Below are 21,564 nucleotides of genomic sequence, written 5' to 3'. Positions count from 1 at the left end.
TGATCAATTATCAGCTTTAGGGCCTATAAATAGTTTTGGGTTACGGTTTTAACAGTATCTTCCAGTTTTCTATCCTTGGTTGGTTCGCCAATAGCATTAAATTTCCATTCGCCATTTTTCTTGTAAAAAACACCCATTACCATTGATACATGACCGGCAAAGTTAGCGCCATGCGCGATATCGAATTTAGCAAAAACCTCATTAACACGTTTGGTTGTTCCTTCGTAAATACGGATCGAAGCAAATGGAATGGTTCCGAAATCGTGACCCCTAAAACTGTTTAAAACGAAGGCAACATAGGTCACATTTGCATCCAGCAAAGAAAAATCAAGCGTAATGATTTCGTTATCCAAGCCATCATCACCGCCCATATCGCCGGTTAAATCGTCGCCACTGTGTTTTACAGATCCGTTTTTAGATTTTAGGTTGCCAAAATAAACGACTTCTAAAAGCTGTTTATTTTCATTGTATAAGGCACAGCTTCCATCTAAATCTACGGCTTCCTTTGATGATCCAAAACCGAATAGACCTTTCTTTTCTATTGCGCCCCAGTTTATACCTACACAAACATTCTGAAGTTTACTACCGTTACTTTTTTCTAGACTGATACGCTGTCCTTTTTCAAGATTGATTGCCATAATATTATTGATATTTGTTTAAATAATCCTGTAAACCACCTTTCATGCCTACACCCACTGCTTCAAATTTCCATTTGCCTTCGCGTTTGTAAATCCTGCCGAATTCTACTGCGGTTTCGATAGAAAAATCTTCTTCCAGCTCGTATTTTAAAATCACTTCGTTGGTTACGGCATCAAAAATACGGATGAAAGAGTTTCTCACCTGGCCGAAGTTTTGTCTTCTGCTCTCAGCCTCGTGGATGGTAACCACAATGCAGATCTCATTTACCTTTGCATCAGTTTTGGTTAAATCAATTTTAATCTGCTCATCATCGCCATCACCATCACCGGTTAAGTTATCACCTGTATGTTCAACCGAACCATCGGGAGAAACCAGGTTGTTATAAAACACAAAGTTTTCATCAGAAACCAGTTTCTTCTGATCGTTTAATATAAAAATAGAGGCATCTAAATCGAATGCAGAACCTGTAGAAGAACTGTTGGTATCCCAACCTAAACCTATTGTAAATTTAGGAGCATCGATATTTTCTCTTTGCCCCTTTTGCAAATTAATAGCCATATTTAAATTAATTTATAATTGTTGTTTTTGATATAGTCTTTTATAAGATGTAAGTTTTTCGAGTACGCCTCTATGGTATGGTAATTATTCCCTAATGATAAATCGTAAAGCTGATTGATAAAATCGGTACTTCTGCGTTCTAAAAAGATGGTAAAACTACTCGAAGTACTATTTAAAATATATTTCACAATGCGCGTATTGAAACTGAAATTGCCGCCATCAATAATCTCTTCGAGATCGAAGATAGATTTGATCTGATGATAGTTCAGAAAGTTTTCTACATTGGGATGGATGTTTTTATTTACCAGTTCGGCAAAATAAAGCATATGCATTTCGTTCTTTAAGCCATATTCTTTGGCCATTTTTAAAATCATACGCTCATGGCTTCCGGTAATTCTGATATCATCCAGAAATAAAAGGGTTTTACCTGTTAAAAAATCTTTATCGATGTGAAAAGAATCATTCCCAATTAAAGAAAGCCTTTCTTCGGCACTGAGTTCGCCATAATCTTCTTTATAGGTAATGGTGCGATGCACTTTCGTTTCCTGTACGGCCAAACCACCATTTTCGACCAGCCAGCGGTTAAGCTGGCAAACGAAATAGTTCTTCATGGCAAAGGTTGCCGTTGGGATGAAGCTGTACGGACTGGAAATCACCACAATCTGATCGGTGATGAGGTTATCAGCCAGGTAATACCTGATAAAACCATCAGCAAGGTCTTTCCCGAACGATCGGGCCACCAGGTCATCGCCAAACTTAAAGCGGCTGTATTCATCGGCACTAAAGCCAAAATCGGCTGTATTGTCGATTTTATGGAGTGAAAAATTATACGGTATCATAGAGTAGGTTTGAGATAGATAGATTGTTGGAATTGATCAGCATACTGTTAATACCCATGGCTTCTGCCCCGCGTACATCGGCATATGGATTATCCCCAATATGGATCACTTCTGTTAACAACAATTCAGGGTGTTTTGTTCTATCGATAGTATCCAACATCAGCTGAAAAAAGCCGGCACTGGGTTTCGACATGCGCACTTCATCAGAATAAAGCTGAAAATCAATAAATTCATCGATACCCAAATGTTTGATTACTTTTATTAAGGTTTTTCCCTTAATAAAACCTGTATTGCTTAATATATTGGTAGAGCTTTTGCCCGATTCCTTGATTTTAGCCAACACATCTAAACAATCATTGCAATAAAGTTTAGGCATGTGGTTAAACACGATCTGTTCCATATCGTGATCAAGTATTGTAAGGTCTACATCACGAAAATTAAAATCATAATCATTGATCATACTGATGATCATAAGATACATTTCATCGGCATCAACATTTTTCCCGGCCTTTTCGTTAATGGCATTCACCATTAAATCTACCTGACGGAAAATGATGGCAATTTCATCCAGACTTTTGTGCTTGCCATTAAAATTCCGGTAAAAATATTGTACCCGCTCCTGCTTGTACGTTGGATTTGATTTAATCAACGTTAACCAAAGATCGAATGAGTAATGTTTGTAAAAAGCCATTGTGCCCTGTTTCCTAATCTGTTTTAATAAATTCTAATATTACAAATTTGATTGTATAATTAGAAAAGGTTGATTGTAAGATTTATCACAGATAAGCCTTAACTATTAAGATTTGTCCAATACTTCTTCGGCTTCATCCGAAATGATGATGTCGCTTTTATGTTTTTTAGGGAAGTTGAACAATAAGGATGTTAATACAGGTACAATAAATATCGCTACTGTGAAAATAGAGACAAAAAGATCTGTTTTTTCGCCTTCAATGGCATGAGAAATAGGCGATTCCGGATAAAAGTGTGTAAATAGCGATGAGGTAAGTTTAATACCCAAAACACCGATTACAATAAAGGCCACTGTTTCTAAAAAGGTAAATTTCTCCATTAGTTTTACGAAAGCCTGTGCTACAAAACGCATGGCTAAAATCCCGATAAAAACACCAATATAGATTAACCAGATATGATCGGTAAAAGCAACCGCAGCAAAAACATTATCAATAGAGAAAGCTAAATCCATTACCTCTACCAAAGCAACAGTTGCCCAAAACGTACCTACTAAACCAACGGTAGATTTATAGATCCAGCTTTTGCTTTTATCCACTTCCTCTTCTTCCTCGTTCTTTTTACTGTTCTTTTTTCTAAAATAATCGAAAGCCAGATAAAGCAGGTATAAACCGCCAAGTGGTTTTAACCACCATATTTTTACAAGCCATGCCGCCAGGAACAAACAGATACCCCTAAAAACATAAGCACCGATAATACCATATTTCAAGGCCTTTTCTCTTTGCGATTTTGGCAGATCCATTACCATGGTAGCCAGAACAGCTGCATTATCAACCGATAGCAAACTCTCGATTACAATTAAGTTTAAAATGATTAATAATCCGGCCTGTATATCGTCACCTAAAATCGTGTGCAAAAAATCCATTGAGTGAGTGTGTTTTTAAATTAAAGTTTTAGTTAGACAGCAAAGAAACAAAATTTTATCAATCCCGATGCTTCAATCTTACAATTATATAATCGTTTTAGTGATTAGATGGATAACCACTAAAACTGTTACGTAAATGCATCAAAATTTTATTTATTGGATTGCAAGCGAATAGATAGCACCTTTTTCCCCTGCCAGAACAACTTGTTTCCCTTTTTTCGCCTTTTGAACAGCATTAAAGCTTTTATCAGAAATATGTTGCCAGTTTAAACCGCCATCTGTAGAGATATCGGTACCTGAGGTACCTGTAGCAATTAATGTTTTAGAGTTAAGGTAAGTTACTGCAGAACGGAAGCCCAACACCGGAGTAGCTGGTTTTTGCCAGGTTTTCCCCCCATCACTGCTTAAAAGCACATTATTTGTATTTTCTTTATCCTTTACATAATTACCACCTACAACAATCCCCTTTTTTCCGTTAAAGAAATCGATAGAGAAAGGCCCGGTACTATTTTCGCCCTGCAAAATAGGGCATTTAAATACCTGCCAGGTTTGGCCGTAATCGGGAGAAAAATAGATATTGGAAACTGCTCCCCCTGTGGCAATCCAGGTTTTACCATCGGCTAATGTTTTAATGGTTGTACCGCTGGCAGCAAAACTGGCTTCGCCTTTGGCCATATTGTTTTTTAGATTTGCAGAAATATCCTGCCAGGTTTTACCGGCATCAACCGTTTTGAGCAGTTGCAGTTGGTCATTTATCGGATCGCCGAAAATAATCCCCTTGTTTTTGTCCCAGAAACTCACACCGTCTAAAAATATGGCCGAATCTGCATTTTTGTAGTTTTCTGTCCAGGTTTCGCCCCCATCCGTTGTTTTTAAAATATAAGCCGGTGATGCAATGCCCACAATAACAGCATTCAGATCATCAAAAGCTTCGATGTCCCTGAAATCGATTTTTTCGTAACCTTTGGGTTTCATCCATGTCCAGGTGTTACCGCCATCGGTAGTTTTACCCACCGAGCCATTGCTCCCACTTACCCAGGTTACCTGATCGGAAACCACGCTTAATCCGCGTATGCTCGTTTTGGCACTTTCATTCAATGGTTTAATCGAATACGACTGTGCAGCGCAAAAAAAAGGTGCCACTAAAAGGCACCATAAAATTTTCTTCATGTATCTGTTATTTAACCCGTCTAAAAGTTTCTGATCTTCCTAAAAGCGAAATGCCCACATAACCGCGAACGTTCAGTACATCAGCACTTTTTAAGCTCAGGTTACAGCTATAGGTTTTTCCACTTTTGGGGTCATAAATTGTTCCATCAGTCCACTTGCCATCATCATAAACAAAATCTTTAAGGATTTCCAGATTTAAAAGCGCACGTTTCTGTAGTTTTTCGTCAGGGTTTTTAACATCCAATTTAGGTTTACCATTGATATTTGGCTCCTTTATCCAGGCCAGTTTCCCGAAATATTTTTCACCTTTTTTATAAATTTCTATTTGTCCTTCTCCTGATGGATTAAGCCACTTGCCAACGATCGCATCTTTGTTCTGTGCGAAAGCAGAAAATGATACCGCTACGAAGAGCAGCATTAAAAATGGGAACTTTCTCATATTTTTTATTTCTAGTTAGTTTTTAAAGATAATCATTACAGCTTATATCGAAACACTAAATAAAGAGAAAAAGTATGAGAAAGTTTGATAAACCCAAAAATTTACTTTGAAACGATTGGCAGATATTTGGCCCGATATACATAAAGTAGTATCAGGTTAAACAATAACATCACTGCCGACATTGGAAGATCTTTAGGCTGCGCCAAAAATGCGGTATACAAAAAAATGTTTAGAGTAACCGGAAAAATAATGATTGATGCCAGCGGCGCTGTTCTACCGATCAATAACATCGCACCGCATAGCAATTCAGTTATTTTAATTAAAGGAAAAAGATAAACAGAGGCCATTACCCCTGTCATAAAGGTAGTTTGCGCTGCCGTCATTGCTGGTGCCTTTGGCATTAAGTGAAGAAAATAGGTTACCGAAGCAAAAAGATACATGGCACCTAAAAGTACGCGCATAATAATAATTGCAATTTTCATATGGTTTAATTTTTGGTTTCTATAGTTAAAAATAATAATTTATTGGATTCTTTCCATGCTTATTAGTCATCATTTATAATGGTTAACGGGATCATTGTTGAATCGGGTTAATCGACGCCAAACTTAGCTTTGCCCACTAATCATTAGTTCATATACTCTAATAAATTGTCATTCCCGGCTTACTATCTTTCTGAACTTGTTTCCGGATCTAATGCAGAAGTAGCCTTATTTGGGATGGTTCATGGTCGATAACCAGTGTCCGCCCAAGACTAAGCATTCAGGACTATTTAGTGTTATAGTCGTAATTTACCATCCATTGAATGCCGAATTTATCAGTCAGCATGCCAAATAGCGCGTTCCAGAAGGTTTTTTCTAAGGCCATGGTTACTGTTCCACCTGCTGACAGGCTGTCAAAAAGACGTTTGGCTTCTTTTTCGCTTTCTGCATCAACTGATAAGGAAATACCGGTACCAAAGGTTGATGCGGGCATTGGGTCGGTAATATCGGTACCCATAAGTACATTGCCACCAATTGGTAAAGCGATGTGCATTAATTTCTCCTGATCGCCAATCTGCATACCTTCGCATCCCGGAGCATCTTTATAGCGCTGCACCACGGCAAATTCGCCGCCAAACACAGATTTATAAAAGTTAAATGCCTCTTCGGTATTACCGTTAAAATTTAAATACGTGTTAACTGTTGCCATTGTTTTGTTGTTTTATCTTGTTAATAATGGTTAATTATTTTGTTTTATTTTCTCCCTGAGCTTGTTTCAGGATCCATTGGGCATAATATGCTAAAACAAGTTCAGCATGTCGTTACGAGGGAACTTTTGTTAATTTAATATCCAGCCAGTCCACCCAGTTTTTACCATCAAACTGTTCCCACAACCCTTCAATGGTGTTACCTTTAAAATTGCCTTTAAACCTTTCGTTATCGGCAAATATTAAAATGATATCGTCGTAGATTTTGAGTGTCGCTATTGAAATGTTACCCTCATTATCGAACGACTGTGACCTAAAAACATCATCCATATCATCATAATGTGTAATTTCCAGCGACTGGATCTTCTTATTGCCGAACATTACATCCACCCGATGTGTCAAGAAGAAATTACCTTCAATCCATTCGTAGGTATCTGTTCCTGTAATTACTTCACCCGTTTTTGTTAAACCTTCTGTTTTCCATTTGCCGATATAAGGGTTTAATAAATCAAGCCTGTTGTTTCTCATAAATTTAGTTAAATCAATTGACATCAAGCTTATTATAGATATTCTTTAACTGGTGCACATGCCGCTGCGTATGGTAAATTACGAAATAAACGGCCTCCAATCTGGTTAGGTAACCATAACCAGGCAACTCGTAAGAGGAACATGTTTTTGTCAGATCTAAATTCGATATCGAAGTCGAAATACCCTCTCTGATCTGCTTTAAATTTTCCAACAATGCAGATTGGTTGTAGGTCTTAACTTCAGGATAAATTACTTTAGGAGAATCGTATTTCACATCGAAATTCAAAAAGTCCTTCTTGATTTCACTGACCATCAAGTCGGCTGGTTTATCTGTGTCTGTCACTGTTCCATTAATAACCTGCAAAAAGCCTGAATTTGACAAAATCATATGTTCGGCCAGCTGACCTGCTGTCCAGCTCCCCTCAAAGGGCACTTCATTAATCTGAGGTGCTTCAAATCGCGATAAAACATTTTCTAATGCCGATAAAGTTTCGTCGGCTTCTTTTATTACCTTTTCCATAATTTACATATAATTCATTCCTGGATAACCTAATAATCTTCGCCATAAGGCAATCTGCCCAATGCAGTTGGCTTCACGGTAGTTGTTAAAACTGATCAATTCAAACAGTGTGATCTCCATTCCAGGTATACTGAGTTTCTCCGCCAATTTTTCGTCTGTTGCCTGGGTTAACGCTTCCTGTAATTTTGGAGAAATTTCTTTCCAATCTTTAATATAATCTGTTAGCGAGGGATAGGTGGCATCATCAATAATTCCTTTGTTATCGGCAAAAAGATCGTCCGTTACAGATGGAAGATCAATCCCGAACGATTTAGCCAGAAAATAACGGCCCTGTATAACACTACCTGTAATCCAGGCGATATGATTGGCTTTGGTATCGAGTCTTTTTTCAGCATCCTTCTCATCTATCCCATCTAAAGCCCTTAATAAAAAATCAGTTTGCATTTCGTACAGCACAATAAAGCCATACATTCTGCTACTCGTTGGTGTGGTTTTCATATTGTTTATAATTAGCGGATTAACTTGAAAATAAAGTTAGTGCTTAATACAGATCGACAGCGTTGCCGTAAAAGTCAAACTTGAGGGGCATTTCAGACAATTTTTATATATTTACGATACCTAAATTTTTAACCAAATGATACAAGTAGGTATTTTATTACCCCATAATTTCAGATTATTAAGCGTAGCGGCCATTTTAGATGTATTTGACACCGTTAATGGATTTTACCGGAAAGATGACCTTGAACCTCCATTTAACATTAGTCTAATTACCCTCGAGGATAAGGATTACCATTTTAGCGATCATCCCTGTGTATGCTTGCAAAAAGCCACGGATCTCGATCTCATTTTGGTTCCATCATTTGCGACCAATGATATTAATGATTCTATAACGGCCAATAAGCGCTACATTCCCTGGCTAAATAAACAACATAAAGCCGGAGCAGAAATCGCTACGTTTTGTACGGGGGCGTTTTTACTTGCCGCATCTGGATTGTTGGACGGCAAGGCCGCCACTACGCATGTTGATGCCTGTTCGGCTTTTTCTACTGCTTTTCCACAGGTACATTTAAAAGCTGATAAAACAGTAACACAGGATGGCCGGTTATTTACTAGTGGTGGGGCAACATCTACCTTCCATTTATTACTGCATATTTTACAGCTCCACTGCGGAAAAGATATGGCTGTTAAGGTGGCCAAGATTTTCGCCATCGATATGGACCGTGTAAACCAATTGTACTTTAGTACCTTTCAGCCCATCCGCCACCACAATGATGATCTGGTGGCCTCAGCACAAGAAAAAATCGAAAGCAACTACCAGGATGTGGCAACTATTGAAGAGATGATCAAGGATATCCCATCCAGCAGAAGAAATATCGTACGCCGGTTTAAACAGGTAATTGGTATTACCCCTATCGAGTATCTCCAGCAAACACGCATTGAGGCAGCAAAAAAATTATTGGAACAAACGGCGCAACAAATGACAGAGGTGATTTATAACTCCGGCTATAACGATCCAAAGGCATTTAGAAAAGTATTCAGAAAATCTGTTGGAATGACGCCAACACAATACCGCGATAAATTTCAGGCTAGGTAATTGATTAACAGCCTGCTCGTGTATTAACAGAAAAAATAACTAAATATATAGTTTTCAACATTAAAATCAATTATGTTAATAATTAATATAAAATAAATGCATCGCCCTATATTATTTAAGATAACTTAACATTATAATTACACTAACCAAATAACTATTTATATGAGCACTTTTCTTTTAATCACAGCGGTATTTTATATTGTTTCCTTTGGATTAATGTTGTACTGTTATTTCTCGGCTGAGCAGATTCCCAGCGAGGATGAAAATTTTTAACCACTCTTTTTCCGATCAAATTAACCTCTCCCTTTAAGCCTAGACATTGAACTTTCTCACAGAAAGACAATCAAATGTTATGGTCACACTCCACCTCGTTCTTTTCAAAAGAAATCTTATTACTTATCGGCGATCCACTTAATTAAGTGCGGTGTAGCCCCCGTATACCATAAAACCGCAGAAATTAAAAATATAGCGATCAGAATCCACAAAATAGGCCACCCTTCAAATTTGTGTTTTGAACCTGGTGTGTAAGATTTATCAAGTTTATTATGGTCATTGTCTATCCTATCAACCTTTTTTACCGGTTTCGGATTAGAGATATTGCTCATAAAATATTCAGTTAGAACTGCAAATTTAAGCTATAAACCTATAAATCAAAAATTAGTTGTTACATTCTTGATGATTTAACTCCAATAAAAATAAAAAATGCCCGATTAAACACTGTATGCTTAGAAAGCGAATTACAAAATACTGCATCGCTTTGTTAAGTTACTGCTTTGAAAAAGCCTGCTGGTATTTAAGTGGCGTTTTGCCCGTTATTTCTCTAAAATATTTGTGGAAACTCGTAAAGTTGTAAAAACCACAATCATAACAAATTTCTTTTACAGTCAGGTCGTTTTCAATCAGCAATTTGCAGGCCTGTCCCACCCTAATCTCGTTGAGAAACTGAGTATAAGTTTTTCTACTTTTCGTTTTGAAGAATTTACAAAAAGAGTTGGGACTGATTTTAGCCACGGCAGCAATTTCTTTTAGTTCTATTTTATTTTTGTAATTGCTGATAGTATAATTATAAATGGATTGGATCCTGTCTTTTTCATTTTCCAAAAAATTGGGTTTAAACCCTAGCGAAACCAATATATTTTTCTCTTCGCAACTGGCAAATTCAGTTAAAACCTCCAATAATTTGATAATCCGCCTGGTACCTGTCGCCTCAATAATCTGTGGCATTAAACTGGCGATTTTTGCTTTCGAATTGCCTTCCAGTTTAATTCCCTGTTTAGATTGCACTATAATTTTTTTGAGCTCCTGGTTTTCGGGAAGGTCAATAAATTCCTTGCCCAAAAAATCTTCCTTGAAATGGATCGCGTAAACATCAACTGATTCTTCAGTTGTTTCCTCAAAAAATTCGGGATCAAAACGCCAGTAATGAGGCAAATTACTACCCAGTAAAACCACATCGCCATCGTTAAAATTTTTAATGCTATCGCCAATAAACTGCGTACCCCTGCCTTTTTTGATGTAAATCAACTCTAAAGCAGAATGGTAATGCCACAGATTGTTTACATCTGGCATAGTATCCCGTCGGGCGCTAAAAGAATCTACCGAATTGGTAGATACATTAAGTAAATGCGGTTTCATAAAATCTTAAAAAATCAATCTAATATGCAGTAATATTCTGCAATGTATAAAATTGAGACAATATCATTTAATAATTAGATCATAAAGTTAAATTTTTATTAGCACTTAAGGGCTTAATTTGTAAAGCAGCAACTAACCAAAAACATATGATGAAGGTGGGATTACTTATTCCTGATTACATTGATCGACGCTATCCTGATGTTGCCATTGCAATGCAGGAGTTAGAAAAACTTGGTTTAGATTACATTACCCAATTAAACAAATCTGCTGTTGGTGCCTACAGCGCCAGAAGTTTAACGATATTTATCCTAGCTAAGTCTGCCTAACGCTTTTATAACCAAACCAAATATGAGCCATAACACATCAACGAACTTTAAAGTATCCGATACGCCAAAAAATGGCAAAGGATATCTTTTCCCTTTAATTTTGGTTACCAGCCTCTTTTTCTTTTGGGGTTTTGTGCATAACCTCGATCCCGTATTGATCCCGCATCTGCGGAAAGCTTTTCAACTGAATGTTTTTGAATCTACGCTGGTTGATTCTTCGGTATTTATCGCCTATTTCCTCCTGGCATTGCCTGCAGGTTACATTATGCGTAAATATGGCTATAAAAGCGGTATTATTTTAGGACTTGTATTGTTTGCCATTGGTTGTTTATTGTTTATACCCGCAGCCAACACCGCACAATACATCTTTTTTTTAGGTGCTCTTTTTATTATTGCTTGTGGTTTGACTTTTTTAGAAACGGCAGCAAATCCTTATGTTACGGTATTGGGTCCCCCAGAAACAGCCACCCAACGTTTAAATTTCTCCCAATCGTTTAATGGTTTAGCCGCATTTTTAGCACCTGTAATAGGCGGAAAATTAATTTTTACAGAAGCTAAATATACTGATTACCAATTAACTAAAATGCTTCCTTTAGAAAAACAGGCTTATGTGCTCGAAGAGGCTTCAACAGTAAAAGCGCCATATCTAATTTTAGGTATCCTGATTATTGTGGTAGCCGTCCTATTTATTTTCACCAAACTACCTGATATCAAGGAAGAAGAAAGTGCCAACGAAAAAAGCAGTTTTGGTCATGTTTTAGGCCATAGTCATTTACGTTGGGCGGTTATCGGACAATTCTTTTACGTGGGTGCCCAGGTTTGCGTATTGAGTTTATTTATCAGCTTTGTCACCTCATCGGCAGGAATAACGCAAGATCAAGCCGCATGGTATGCTGGCGCAGCAGGTTTGGCTTTTATGGTTGGCAGATTTGCAGGCACATTCTTTATGAGGTTTGTGGCTCCCCATAAACTCTTGATGCTTTATGCTTTAATCAGTGCTCTACTCACCCTGGTATCCATTTTCGCAACCGGGATGATTACCGTTTACGCTTTAATCGGCGTAGCTTTTTTTATGTCGATCATGTTCCCAACCATATTCTCCCTGGGCATAACAGGTTTGGGTAAGGATACCAAGCTGGGTTCATCGTTAATCGTCATGTCGATCGTAGGAGGTGCATTTTTACCGCCTGTATTGGGTCTGATATCAGATGCGACCCACAATATACAATATGGATATCTGGTGCCTTTCGTATGCTTTTTAGTGGTTTTTTACTTTGGCTGGAAAGGTTGGAAGCCCAATCATATTGAAAAAGAAATAAGTTTAGAAGTATAAAATGAAGAATTTAGTCATTAAGATTAACAATGCTGATAATGTTCTGGTTGCCTTACAGGATTTACCTGCAGATACTAAAATAATACACGAGGGAAACACCTACCTTACTATTGATGAAATCCCTGCCAAGCATAAATTTTTTATGCAGGATATGCAGGCTGGCGATGAAGTGATCATGTATGGTGTTTTGGTTGGCAAGCTTCAGTTTGAGGTGAAAGCTGGCATGCGCATGAGCGTAGAAAACACCAAACATGCTGCAGAGCCCTTTGCCTATCGCAATGTTAATTTTAAATGGGAAGCACCTGATGTAAGTAAGTATGCCGGTCGTAGTTTTAATGGTTATCACCGTAAAAACGGAGCAGTTGGCACCGCAAATTATTGGTTGTTTATTCCTACTGTATTTTGCGAAAACAGAAACCTGGATATCATTAAAGAATCGCTTTATAGCGAATTGGGTTATGCTGTAGATGCGCAATATAAATCTTACACACACAAACTGGTTCAGGCTTTTGAAAATGGAGAAGACATTAACAACATCAGCTTCGAACCGAAAGTAGATAAAACCAACCGTACCTTTAAAAATGTGGATGGTATTAAATTCCTTACCCACAATGGTGGTTGTGGCGGTACCCGTCAGGATTCGGATACTTTGAGCAAACTGCTGGCGGCTTATGCCCATCATCCCAACGTAGCAGGTGTTACTGTTTTGAGTTTGGGTTGTCAACATTTACAGGTAGAAGATTTTAAACGTGATTTATTTGCGCTCGATCCTGATTTTGATAAACCACTCTTAATTTTCGAACAGCAAAAAGCACAAAGCGAAGAACAATTGATTCAAAATTCGATCAAAAGTACTTTCGAAGGATTAATGTTTATCAACAAACAACAACGCCAGGAAGCGCCGTTAAGCAAGCTATGTGTGGGTGTAAAATGTGGTGGCAGCGACGGCTTTAGTGGGATTTCAGCCAATCCAGCTGTTGGTTATTGTGCAGATTTATTGGTGGGATTGGGTGCAAAAGTTTTATCTGCAGAATTCCCGGAGTTATGTGGCGTAGAACAGGAAATGATCGACAGGTCTGTAGATCGGCCAACTGCTGAAAAGTTTATCCGCTTAATGACCGAATATGATGACCTGGCACACAAAGTGGGTTCAGGTTTTTACATGAATCCATCACCCGGGAACATTAAGGATGGTTTAATTACCGATGCCATAAAATCGGCCGGGGCGGCACGTAAAGCAGGCTCTTCACCTGTTGTTGATGTTTTAGATTATACAGAACCCGCAACCAAACCTGGTTTAAGTTTGGTGTGTACGCCAGGCAACGACGTGGAAGCCACTACCGGGAAAGCAGCGGCAGGTGCCACCTTAATATTATTCACTACGGGTTTAGGCACTCCTACCGGAAATCCGGTTTGCCCGACCATAAAGGTAGCTACCAATTCGATTTTGGCCAGACGCATGAGCGACATTATCGACATCGATACCGGAGCAGTGATCAACGGAGAAAAAACCATTAACGAAATGGGCGAAGATATATTGGAATACTGTATAAAAGTGGCCAGCGGTGAAGAAATCCCTAAGGCCGTACAATTGAATCAGGACGATTTTATTCCCTGGAAAAGAGGTGTAAGCCTTTAGATGATGGAAGATGTAGCATGGATAAGGGAAGATATAGGAGTAACATCCCAATATAAATTCGTCAGTTCAATCCGAAAGCTGTCGGATGGAGTGAAACGGAATGGAGAAATCTCTCCAGCTAAATCTCCCCTATGCCCATTATAAAAAGCGCTTTGCCCTTGTGGCTAAAACAACAAAACACAAATATTGACCAAATATGAATTTAAATTTAGATGGAAAAATAATCCTGGTAAGTGGTGGTGCAAAAGGCATTGGTGCAGCTATTGTTAAAGCTTTGGCCATTGAAAAGGCTTTCCCTATCATAATCGGAAGAAATGAGGATGATAACCTTAAAATGCTTCAGGAGATAACAGATTTAGGCCTAAAAGCCGATTATTTTACCGCAGAGCTTACCGCACCCGAAAGTTGCAAAACGATTGTTGATGTCATTTTAGCCAAATATGAGAGAATAGATGGCCTAGTGAACAATGCTGGCGTTAATGACGGTGTTGGCCTCGAGAATGGCACCTACGAAGATTTTATGGAGTCGCTACATAAAAACGTTGTACATTATTACCTTTTGGCTAAATACGCTTTACCCGCGCTTAAACAAAGTAAAGGGTCCATTTTAAATATAGGGAGCAAAACTGCAGAAACCGGACAAGGGGGAACATCTGGTTACGCAGCATCAAATGGTGCCCGAAATGCTTTAACCCGCGAGTGGGCAGTAGAGTTATTGCCTTTCAGTATCCGTGTTAATGCCATTATCGTTGCCGAAGCCTGGACGCCACTCTACGAGAAATGGATCAGCTCTTTTGAAAACCGCGATGAAAAACTGAAAAGTATTACCGATAAAATTCCTTTTGAAAACAGGATGACTACGGTGGATGAAATCGCCAATACTGCCGTATTTTTATTATCGGATAAATCGAGCCATACTACTGGCCAGCTGATCCATGTGGATGGCGGTTATGTGCATTTAGATAGGGCGTTGCTATAATATGAATCCCCGGTCTGTGTCTCCACAGACCGAGAAACATGATTAATATCGATTGCCCCTAGAAGCGCAGACCCTAGCGGCCGGCGTTTCAGATTTAGTTTGGGTTTGAATTGCCTACAGGTCTTCGTTCGATAAACCCGACAGCAGCGACAGCCCCCATTGAAATTCGGGGCTACAGCGAATGGCGGGACTAGCGGGACAGAAGCACCACAAACACTGCTTTTCTTAAAAGAAATATTATAATCCTGATGGTTCCGGAAACACAGCCATTACATTAAGACTCGCTAATTCTTCTTCCTTTCTTCCAGATACGCATGCCATAACAGCATTGTAGCAATGGTTCTGTAGGGCTTAAACCGATCAGCAACGGCCAACACTTCCTCTTTACCCGCGCCTTGTGTCAGGCCTTTTACCTTTTTCAATGCATTAACCGCAGCCAGATCCCCTATTGGGAAAACATCAGTATGATGGAGCATAAAAATCAGGTAAATATCTACCGTCCAATCGCCAATGCCCTTAATGGATTTAAGTTGATTTCTAATGGCTAAATCATCCATTTTTTCCATTTCGGTTAGCGACAAAACTCCGCTGATCAGGCTTTCGGCCAAATGGCGAACATAAACTGTTTTTTGCCGGCTAAAATAACAATCCCTTAATTCCTGATCGCTAAGCAATAACAACCTTGCCGGCGTAACTTCACCTATTTTTTCTTTCAGTTTATTTAGCGTAGCCAGTGCCGAAGCCAAAGAGACCTGTTGTTCCAAAATAATGTGTACTAATGATTCGAAGGTATTGGCCCTCGACCAAAATGGCGGATAATCATATCGGTCGATAATCGCTTGCAGATCGGCATCTCTACCTGCTGTTAAATCGCAGAGCTGGTGGAAACTGGTCTGATCAAAGGTTTCGAACATGGAGCTGTTTTTATTCAAATATAATAAGTTGATGAATAAAAAAGCATCCGTTTCATTGGGTGCAGAATAAAGCGTTCGTCACCCTGATCCGATAGTTATCGGATTGATTTATTTAAGGCCTGATAGATACTGAAACAAGTTCAGTATGACGCCGAAAATTTAACGTCATTCCGGCTACAACATAGCTCATTTTGGATCATCCGCCCTTTTAGGCATTCCACACCTTTGTGATGTATTATTTAAATCAATAAACATGAAAACAATCTTTATCACAGGTGCATCTACCGGTTTGGGGAAAGCCACCGCAAAATTATTTCAATCAAATGGCTGGAGGGTGATTGCTACCATGCGCAGCCCAGAAAAAGAGACTGAATTACAACAATTGGAAAACGTGAGCCTGCTACCGCTCGATGTTACCCGTCCAAAACAGATCGAATCAACGATTGCGCAAGCGATAGAAATTGGAGATATCGATCTGGTATTCAACAATGCAGGTTATGGTTTAGTTGGTGCATTAGAATCGTATACCGATGAGCAGATCAATCAACAGATCGATACCAATCTCACTGGTGTGCTGCGCGTAATCAAATCTTTTATCCCATACTTCAAATCACGAAAAAACGGCTTGTTCATCACCACCACATCGGTCTGCGGTTTTTCATCCAATCCCCTGTCTCCGGTATATAACGCTACCAAATGGGCCTTAGAAGGTTTTAGCGAAAGTATTTCATATGATCTGGCACAGTTTAATATAGGCATTAAAACAGTAGCACCTGGCGGTATCAAAAGCGACTTTGTTAACGGGATGCAAGCCACGATAGATGAGGATTACGAGGTGCTGAATAAAAGATTGGGCGAACTCTTTGCCGATGGTACGCTGATCACCTTTACTGAAGCTGAAAAAATTGCTGCAGTCGTTTACGAAGCGGCCAACGATGGTAAAGACCAGTTGCGTTACCTTGCCGGCGAGGACGCTGTAAAAATTGCTCAACAACGCCTTGATCAGGGGACTGAAAATTTCAGGATTAACCTGCGTCAAACTTTAAACCTTAACGCACCAACATTAAAATAAGATCATGAAAAAATCAGAAGCCGTAGAAATGACTACATTTAAATTAAAAGCACATACCTGCGAACAGTTTATTGCTGCCAACCAGGAAATTGATGATTTTTTAAAACGTCAGCCCGGATTTATATCCAGAAGGATTTTTCAGCAAGCAGAGGGTACCATAGTTGATATGCTGATCTGGGATAGCGTAAAAAACGGAACAGAAGCCATGCACCGGTTAATGAACGAGCTGAGCGATTCTATCGTGCACGATATGATTGATCAAGTACCGTAGTGTGGAATATTAACCAGGTTAAACATCAGCTTTAAACATACATTTGTAATATGAAAAAGGAAGAGCGCCAGCCCCAAAAATTCGGTTCCATATCCGAACTGCACCGCGCATTGGGTTTACCAAAGCCTTTGCACCCTCTGGTAAGCCTGGTTAACTATGCTGATATCACTACTCCGGAGGCCGAGCTGCCCACCGTGTTGCTACTGAATTTTTATAAAATCTCCTACAAAACAAATTTACAGGGCAAAATAAAATACGGACAGCATTATTACGATTTTGAAGAAGGCGGCATCTCTTTTTTATCGCCCAATCAGCTCATCGCGGCAGCAGAAGATGAAAAAGATTATTCAGGTTACACCTTATTGATCCACCCCGATTTTTTAAGGAATTATCCATTGGCCAAAAACATCAATAACTATGGTTTCTTTTCTTACTCGGCCAATGAGGCCTTATATTTATCAGAAAAGGAAAAAATTACAATAACTGAAGTTTTCGGGCACATTTTGCAAGAGCTGAACAGCAGGATCGATGATTTTAGTCAGGATGTAATTATTTCACACATCGAGGTATTGCTCAATTACAGCAACCGTTTTTACAAGCGTCAGTTTATTACCCGTAAAGCTGCTAACCACGACCTGTTAACGCAACTGGAAGATATTCTCAACCAGTATTTCAACGATGAAAAAACATTAACCAAAGGGCTACCTACGGTTGCCTATCTGGCGGAAGAATTAAATCTTTCGCCACGTTACCTGAGTGATATGCTGCGTAGCCTCACAGGGCAGAATACGCAACAGCACATCCACGAGAAAATGATCGAAAAAGCAAAGGAGTTTTTAGCTTCCGATCAATTAACAGTTGCTGAAGTGGCTTACCATCTGGGATTCGAACATCCGCAATCGTTTAATAAAATATTCAAAAAGAAAACCAACCAAACTCCGGTGGCCTTCAAACAGTCATTTTATAAAAATTAGATGAAAAATTTAGATTTAACAGAAATAAAAGAAAGATCCTTAGCGCTGCGTGAACGTTACCACGAACTGGAGCAGCAACACCATGGCAGCGAATGGACCGTTGAAGAAGATGCGCTTGCCTTCCTCACCGACGCAGGTCTGGTTGGCAGATTAACCATGTCGCAACAAGGACGCTGGCCAAAAGGCGGGCAAACCGTTCCCGAACTCGAACATAAACTGGGCGAATGCATCTGGTGGTTAACCGTACTTGCAGATCGCATGGATCTGGACATTAATGAAGCCACCGCGAAATTCTTAACCAAAACCGAAAATCTCCTGAAATAACAGAAAGGCCATCCAATTTAATCCCGTTTTAAGATGAGATCATATGATTTTTGTGGAACAGCAGTGATACCTTTGGGTTTGTACCCTAAAAAGCAAAAAAAAATTGCTGAAAGGAGTTGAATTTTTACAGTGGTGGCTTACTCATTATTTCATTACCGCAGGTAAAATGTACTCTTCCATCATTTTATCCACCTGCACATGGGCATAATTGGTACCATAAGCAGTAGCCGTAACCACCACGACCAAAGGCTGATCCTTGAAAATGAAAATTTTATTGCCTCCGTTGCCCGAAGCATAAAAGGTTTCGTATTCCTTCCCCTTAACCATATATTTTTTATTCCAGAACAGGTATCCATAATATTCATCTTTTCTGCCGGTGATGGAGGTCTGTTTGCTTAGTGTTTGATCAACCCATTGTTTAGGAACAATTTGCTTCCCCTTCCATAGCCCCTTGTTTTTATACAACTGTCCATACTTGGCAAAATCGAGCGCATTCATCCGGATACCTCCTGCAGTACTGGCCACATGTTGTGGTGTGTACTGCCACTGGTATTGTGTAATATTTAACGGTTTAAATAGTTTTTCGTCTGCATATTTCTCCAGATTACCGGGCACCAGCTGATTAAGCGTACTGCCCAACAGCATCACACCAACAGTAAAATAATGCCACTGGCCTTTGTACTTTAAGGTATCAAGGGGTAAGTCTAAGGCGAATTTTACCCAGTTGGCTGTTGGGTACATGTTTTCTTCGTTCCCGGGAGAATCGCTGTCATCATCGTCTCCATTAAAACGCGAACGCATAGTCAGTAATTCTTTAAGTGAAGTATTTGCTTTTGCGGGCGAATAATGATCGTAATCTTTGAGCTGATAAAATGTACCCAGCTTCTCCTCTTCCGACTTAAGCAGCCCATCGGCAATGGCAATCCCGGTCATCGTTGAAGCAAAGGATTTACCCACCGAACGCACATCATGGAGACTGTCTCTATTGGCACCATTAAAATACTCTTCCACAAGCAATTTCCCGTTCTTGATCACCACCACACTGGTAATATGCTTGAACACACCCGCTTCGGCATAGGCTTTCAAAGCTTTGATTTTATCCTGATCAAATCTTTCTTTAGATGCCTCAAAACCATCGTAAGCTTTTAATGGAGAAAGTTTGATATTGTTTAATGATACCACAGGTTTTCGGTTTACCGCTAAGTTTAGGCTACCTGAAGCAATAACATTACCTACAAGCAGCTTTTCCAGTTTAAGATAAGGTCTTAGCTCTATTTTTAAAGTATGTTTGCCTTCAGTTAAGGCTGCATCACCCCCATTAAACATAAACCGGTTCCAGGCCGACTGACTCCACCAGGCGCCTTCATGATCATTATCGATTAAAGGTTTGGTCCACACCCTTAGCGTCTTTTGGGCATCAGCACGGGGAGCGCCCGGCAACAGGTTGCTCTGATAAATTAATTTTCCATCCACATAAAAAGAAAACTGATAATTGCCCTTTTTTACCAAAGAATCAATACTCGAATCCGGCGAAAGTTGCTGAAGAGAATATCCCATGGTTTTTGCTAAAAAAACCGTGATAAAAAGGTTGCTTTTATTGGTGAGTTTGTAATCTTTCAGAAAAAGGGCCGAATCAGGGCTATTTGTTCCAACCATCTGATCAGTAAATACAATCTTACCCACATTTGTTTTGTGGATCGGATCTGTAAGGATTGAATTATAGCTGTCCTGAGCGATTGCGGCCTGATGAACAAAAAAAAGAAACAGTAAAATTAAGCGGGCAGACTTTAGCACCTGGAAATTGATCATCTTCATTCTTCAAAAATAGCTATCGGTAAACTTCAAAAATAGAACAGGATTAACATGAAAACATTAACGTATTAGTTTTCTATAAGCCTGTGGCGTGATTTGATAAGTGGATTTAAAAGAGCGGATAAAATGGCTCTGATCTGCAAAACCACAATGTAAAGCAATATCCGTTAACGAATTACCTCTTCCTATCATCATTGAGAGCGATTTTTGCAATCTGATGGCGCGGATATACACGCCAATATTACAGCCAAAATATTTTTGAAAATCTCTCGAAAGGTGCACCGGATGAATATCCAGCTTTTTTGATAGTTCAATTAAAGTCCAGCGCTGTGCCGGATCATCATGTAGGATATCCCTGATTTTCGAAACCCATATTGGTGTTTTTCCAGTGCGGTCATGATCTTTTTTTGTTGCTTTTGTAAACAGTTCAACCAGAAGGGTATCTACAGCTAGAGCGCTTTCTACTGTACTCTGTTTACTTGAGATAAATATATTGTACATTAAAGCCTTTAAACCAGGATGATGGAGGTTGATACTACCTTCTAAATTATTGATATCCAAATCCAATTCAAGAAACCATTCAGGTCGAAACTCAATATGAAAACCCCTAGTATAGCCTTTAGGTTTGATATTGTAATGCGATTCCTGCCAGTGGTGAAACAATAAGCTGCCAGGCGTACAGTGGTAAACCTCCTTTTTGTTGCCCTCAAGTATTTTCCCATCGAGCAAAAAAGTGAAATAGGCATTTTCGTGATAATGCCAGTCTACCTTTTCCTGGGTGTATTCGGTATCAGTAAGCGTTAGGTTCCCAAAGGTTTTGGTATCATTGGTCTGTCCGTAAAATTGCCCTGTCCGAAGTATCTTCATTTAAGATAAAGATATTAAAAAGATTATAACCAATGCCAGCATAAAAAAGAGTAATAAATGTAAATAGCGGAAACTTTTTTAAAAACAAAACCGTTATAACCTCATTATTAAACCTTTAAATCATATACCTATGAGAAAACTAATGATTATGCTAATGGCCTGCACCATCAGTCTGGCCACATTTGCACAAACCCGTCAGGACACCACAAAAAAGAAAACAGAAAAGACCAAACCAGCTAAGGAAAAAAAGTGGCCGTCTAAAAAGGATTCTAGTAAACGCGACACACTTAAACGTGATACCACAAAAACCAATCCCCCTCATTAATAAAAAAG

General features: G+C 39.1%; 26 protein-coding genes. 10 read left to right on the top strand and 16 right to left on the bottom strand.

The features are described from left to right. Positions 1–23: 23 nt before the first annotated feature. From AC04Q1_RS19160 to AC04Q1_RS19105, 12 genes are all read right to left on the bottom strand, one after another. On the bottom strand, positions 24–638 hold the full coding sequence (locus AC04Q1_RS19160) for a TerD family protein (protein WP_478366175.1): 615 nt from the start codon (positions 636–638) through the stop codon (positions 24–26). A 4-nt stretch (positions 639–642) separates the two neighbouring features. Then, entirely contained in the window at positions 643–1,197 is a 555-nt protein-coding gene (locus AC04Q1_RS19155; RefSeq protein WP_478366174.1) for a TerD family protein, read from the bottom strand. Positions 1,198–1,199: 2 nt separating this feature from the next. Next, complete coding sequence (locus tag AC04Q1_RS19150) at positions 1,200–2,036, bottom strand: phosphoribosyltransferase family protein (protein WP_478366173.1); 837 nt, start codon at positions 2,034–2,036, stop codon at positions 1,200–1,202. Continuing rightward, positions 2,023–2,727, bottom strand: a complete 705-nt coding sequence (locus AC04Q1_RS19145; RefSeq protein WP_478366172.1) for an HAD family hydrolase — start codon at positions 2,725–2,727, stop codon at positions 2,023–2,025. Before AC04Q1_RS19145 ends, AC04Q1_RS19150 begins: the two co-directional genes overlap by 14 nt. Positions 2,728–2,832: 105 nt before the next feature. Then, the gene (locus tag AC04Q1_RS19140; protein WP_478366171.1) at positions 2,833–3,648 is read right to left on the bottom strand and encodes a TerC family protein; all 816 of its coding nucleotides are present in this window, start codon (positions 3,646–3,648) and stop codon (positions 2,833–2,835) included. Positions 3,649–3,801: 153 nt separating this feature from the next. After that, entirely contained in the window at positions 3,802–4,818 is a 1,017-nt protein-coding gene (locus tag AC04Q1_RS19135) for a WD40/YVTN/BNR-like repeat-containing protein (RefSeq protein WP_478366170.1), read from the bottom strand. A 7-nt stretch (positions 4,819–4,825) separates the two neighbouring features. Further along, positions 4,826–5,257 carry a DUF2147 domain-containing protein gene (locus tag AC04Q1_RS19130; protein ID WP_478366169.1) on the bottom strand — a complete coding sequence of 144 codons (432 nt, stop codon included), beginning with the start codon at positions 5,255–5,257 and terminating at the stop codon, positions 4,826–4,828. A gap of 101 nt (positions 5,258–5,358) precedes the next feature. Further along, positions 5,359–5,739, bottom strand: a complete 381-nt coding sequence (locus tag AC04Q1_RS19125) for a DoxX family protein (protein WP_478366168.1) — start codon at positions 5,737–5,739, stop codon at positions 5,359–5,361. 283 nt (positions 5,740–6,022) lie between these two features. Next, positions 6,023–6,445: a VOC family protein gene (locus AC04Q1_RS19120; protein WP_478366167.1), complete on the bottom strand. Its 423-nt coding sequence runs from the start codon at positions 6,443–6,445 to the stop codon at positions 6,023–6,025. Positions 6,446–6,557: 112 nt separating this feature from the next. Beyond that, positions 6,558–6,971 carry a hypothetical protein gene (locus AC04Q1_RS19115; protein WP_478366166.1) on the bottom strand — a complete coding sequence of 138 codons (414 nt, stop codon included), beginning with the start codon at positions 6,969–6,971 and terminating at the stop codon, positions 6,558–6,560. Positions 6,972–6,984: 13 nt separating this feature from the next. Continuing rightward, on the bottom strand, positions 6,985–7,491 hold the full coding sequence (locus AC04Q1_RS19110) for a DinB family protein (RefSeq protein ID WP_478366165.1): 507 nt from the start codon (positions 7,489–7,491) through the stop codon (positions 6,985–6,987). 3 nt (positions 7,492–7,494) lie between these two features. Beyond that, a complete protein-coding gene (locus AC04Q1_RS19105; protein WP_478366164.1) occupies positions 7,495–7,989 on the bottom strand; it encodes a DinB family protein in 495 nt (164 codons plus the stop codon). 136 nt (positions 7,990–8,125) lie between these two features. On the opposite strand from AC04Q1_RS19105, the gene AC04Q1_RS19100 reads away from it, so the two are divergent. After that, the gene (locus AC04Q1_RS19100) at positions 8,126–9,085 is read left to right on the top strand and encodes a GlxA family transcriptional regulator (RefSeq protein WP_478366163.1); all 960 of its coding nucleotides are present in this window, start codon (positions 8,126–8,128) and stop codon (positions 9,083–9,085) included. A 765-nt stretch (positions 9,086–9,850) separates the two neighbouring features. On the opposite strand, the gene AC04Q1_RS19095 is transcribed toward AC04Q1_RS19100, so the two are convergent. Beyond that, entirely contained in the window at positions 9,851–10,720 is an 870-nt protein-coding gene (locus AC04Q1_RS19095; RefSeq protein ID WP_478366162.1) for an AraC family transcriptional regulator, read from the bottom strand. A 146-nt stretch (positions 10,721–10,866) separates the two neighbouring features. On the opposite strand from AC04Q1_RS19095, the gene AC04Q1_RS19090 reads away from it, so the two are divergent. The 4 genes from AC04Q1_RS19090 to AC04Q1_RS19075 all read left to right on the top strand — a co-directional run bounded on the left by AC04Q1_RS19090 (position 10,867) and on the right by AC04Q1_RS19075 (position 14,997). Further along, positions 10,867–11,046, top strand: a complete 180-nt coding sequence (locus tag AC04Q1_RS19090) for a hypothetical protein (RefSeq protein WP_478366161.1) — start codon at positions 10,867–10,869, stop codon at positions 11,044–11,046. Between the two features lie 22 nt (positions 11,047–11,068). Next, positions 11,069–12,379, top strand: coding sequence for an L-fucose:H+ symporter permease (fucP, locus tag AC04Q1_RS19085; RefSeq protein ID WP_478366160.1), 1,311 nt, complete (start codon positions 11,069–11,071; stop codon positions 12,377–12,379). Position 12,380: 1 nt separating this feature from the next. Continuing rightward, positions 12,381–14,018 (top strand): UxaA family hydrolase, encoded by a 1,638-nt coding sequence (locus AC04Q1_RS19080; RefSeq protein ID WP_478366159.1) that lies wholly within the window; start codon positions 12,381–12,383, stop codon positions 14,016–14,018. A gap of 196 nt (positions 14,019–14,214) precedes the next feature. Next, entirely contained in the window at positions 14,215–14,997 is a 783-nt protein-coding gene (locus tag AC04Q1_RS19075; protein ID WP_478366158.1) for an L-fucose dehydrogenase, read from the top strand. Positions 14,998–15,281: 284 nt separating this feature from the next. Here AC04Q1_RS19075 and AC04Q1_RS19070 read toward each other — a convergent pair whose 3' ends face one another. Continuing rightward, positions 15,282–15,911, bottom strand: coding sequence for a DNA-3-methyladenine glycosylase family protein (locus AC04Q1_RS19070; RefSeq protein ID WP_478366157.1), 630 nt, complete (start codon positions 15,909–15,911; stop codon positions 15,282–15,284). A 253-nt stretch (positions 15,912–16,164) separates the two neighbouring features. Between AC04Q1_RS19070 and AC04Q1_RS19065 the strand changes: the two genes are divergently transcribed. Genes AC04Q1_RS19065 through AC04Q1_RS19050 form a run of 4 tightly spaced genes read left to right on the top strand, consistent with a single transcriptional unit; the run spans position 16,165 to position 18,552 of the window. Then, complete coding sequence (locus AC04Q1_RS19065; RefSeq protein ID WP_478366156.1) at positions 16,165–16,983, top strand: SDR family oxidoreductase; 819 nt, start codon at positions 16,165–16,167, stop codon at positions 16,981–16,983. 4 nt (positions 16,984–16,987) lie between these two features. Continuing rightward, positions 16,988–17,254, top strand: coding sequence for an antibiotic biosynthesis monooxygenase family protein (locus AC04Q1_RS19060; RefSeq protein ID WP_478366155.1), 267 nt, complete (start codon positions 16,988–16,990; stop codon positions 17,252–17,254). A 50-nt stretch (positions 17,255–17,304) separates the two neighbouring features. Further along, positions 17,305–18,228 (top strand): helix-turn-helix domain-containing protein, encoded by a 924-nt coding sequence (locus tag AC04Q1_RS19055; RefSeq protein WP_478366154.1) that lies wholly within the window; start codon positions 17,305–17,307, stop codon positions 18,226–18,228. Continuing rightward, entirely contained in the window at positions 18,229–18,552 is a 324-nt protein-coding gene (locus tag AC04Q1_RS19050) for a MazG-like protein (RefSeq protein WP_478366153.1), read from the top strand. Between the two features lie 144 nt (positions 18,553–18,696). Here the strand turns inward: AC04Q1_RS19050 and AC04Q1_RS19045 are convergent, their stop codons facing one another. Further along, positions 18,697–20,367, bottom strand: a complete 1,671-nt coding sequence (locus AC04Q1_RS19045) for a serine hydrolase domain-containing protein (protein WP_478366152.1) — start codon at positions 20,365–20,367, stop codon at positions 18,697–18,699. Positions 20,368–20,424: 57 nt separating this feature from the next. Beyond that, positions 20,425–21,231, bottom strand: coding sequence for an AraC family transcriptional regulator (locus AC04Q1_RS19040; protein ID WP_478366151.1), 807 nt, complete (start codon positions 21,229–21,231; stop codon positions 20,425–20,427). A gap of 130 nt (positions 21,232–21,361) precedes the next feature. Between AC04Q1_RS19040 and AC04Q1_RS19035 the strand changes: the two genes are divergently transcribed. Further along, a complete protein-coding gene (locus AC04Q1_RS19035; protein WP_478366150.1) occupies positions 21,362–21,556 on the top strand; it encodes a hypothetical protein in 195 nt (64 codons plus the stop codon). Positions 21,557–21,564: the final 8 nt, after the last annotated feature.

It is taken from the genome of Pedobacter humicola, assembly GCF_056490705.1.
Note: the sequence above shows the minus strand (reverse complement) of the source record. Positions and strands in the feature narration are given on the sequence as shown.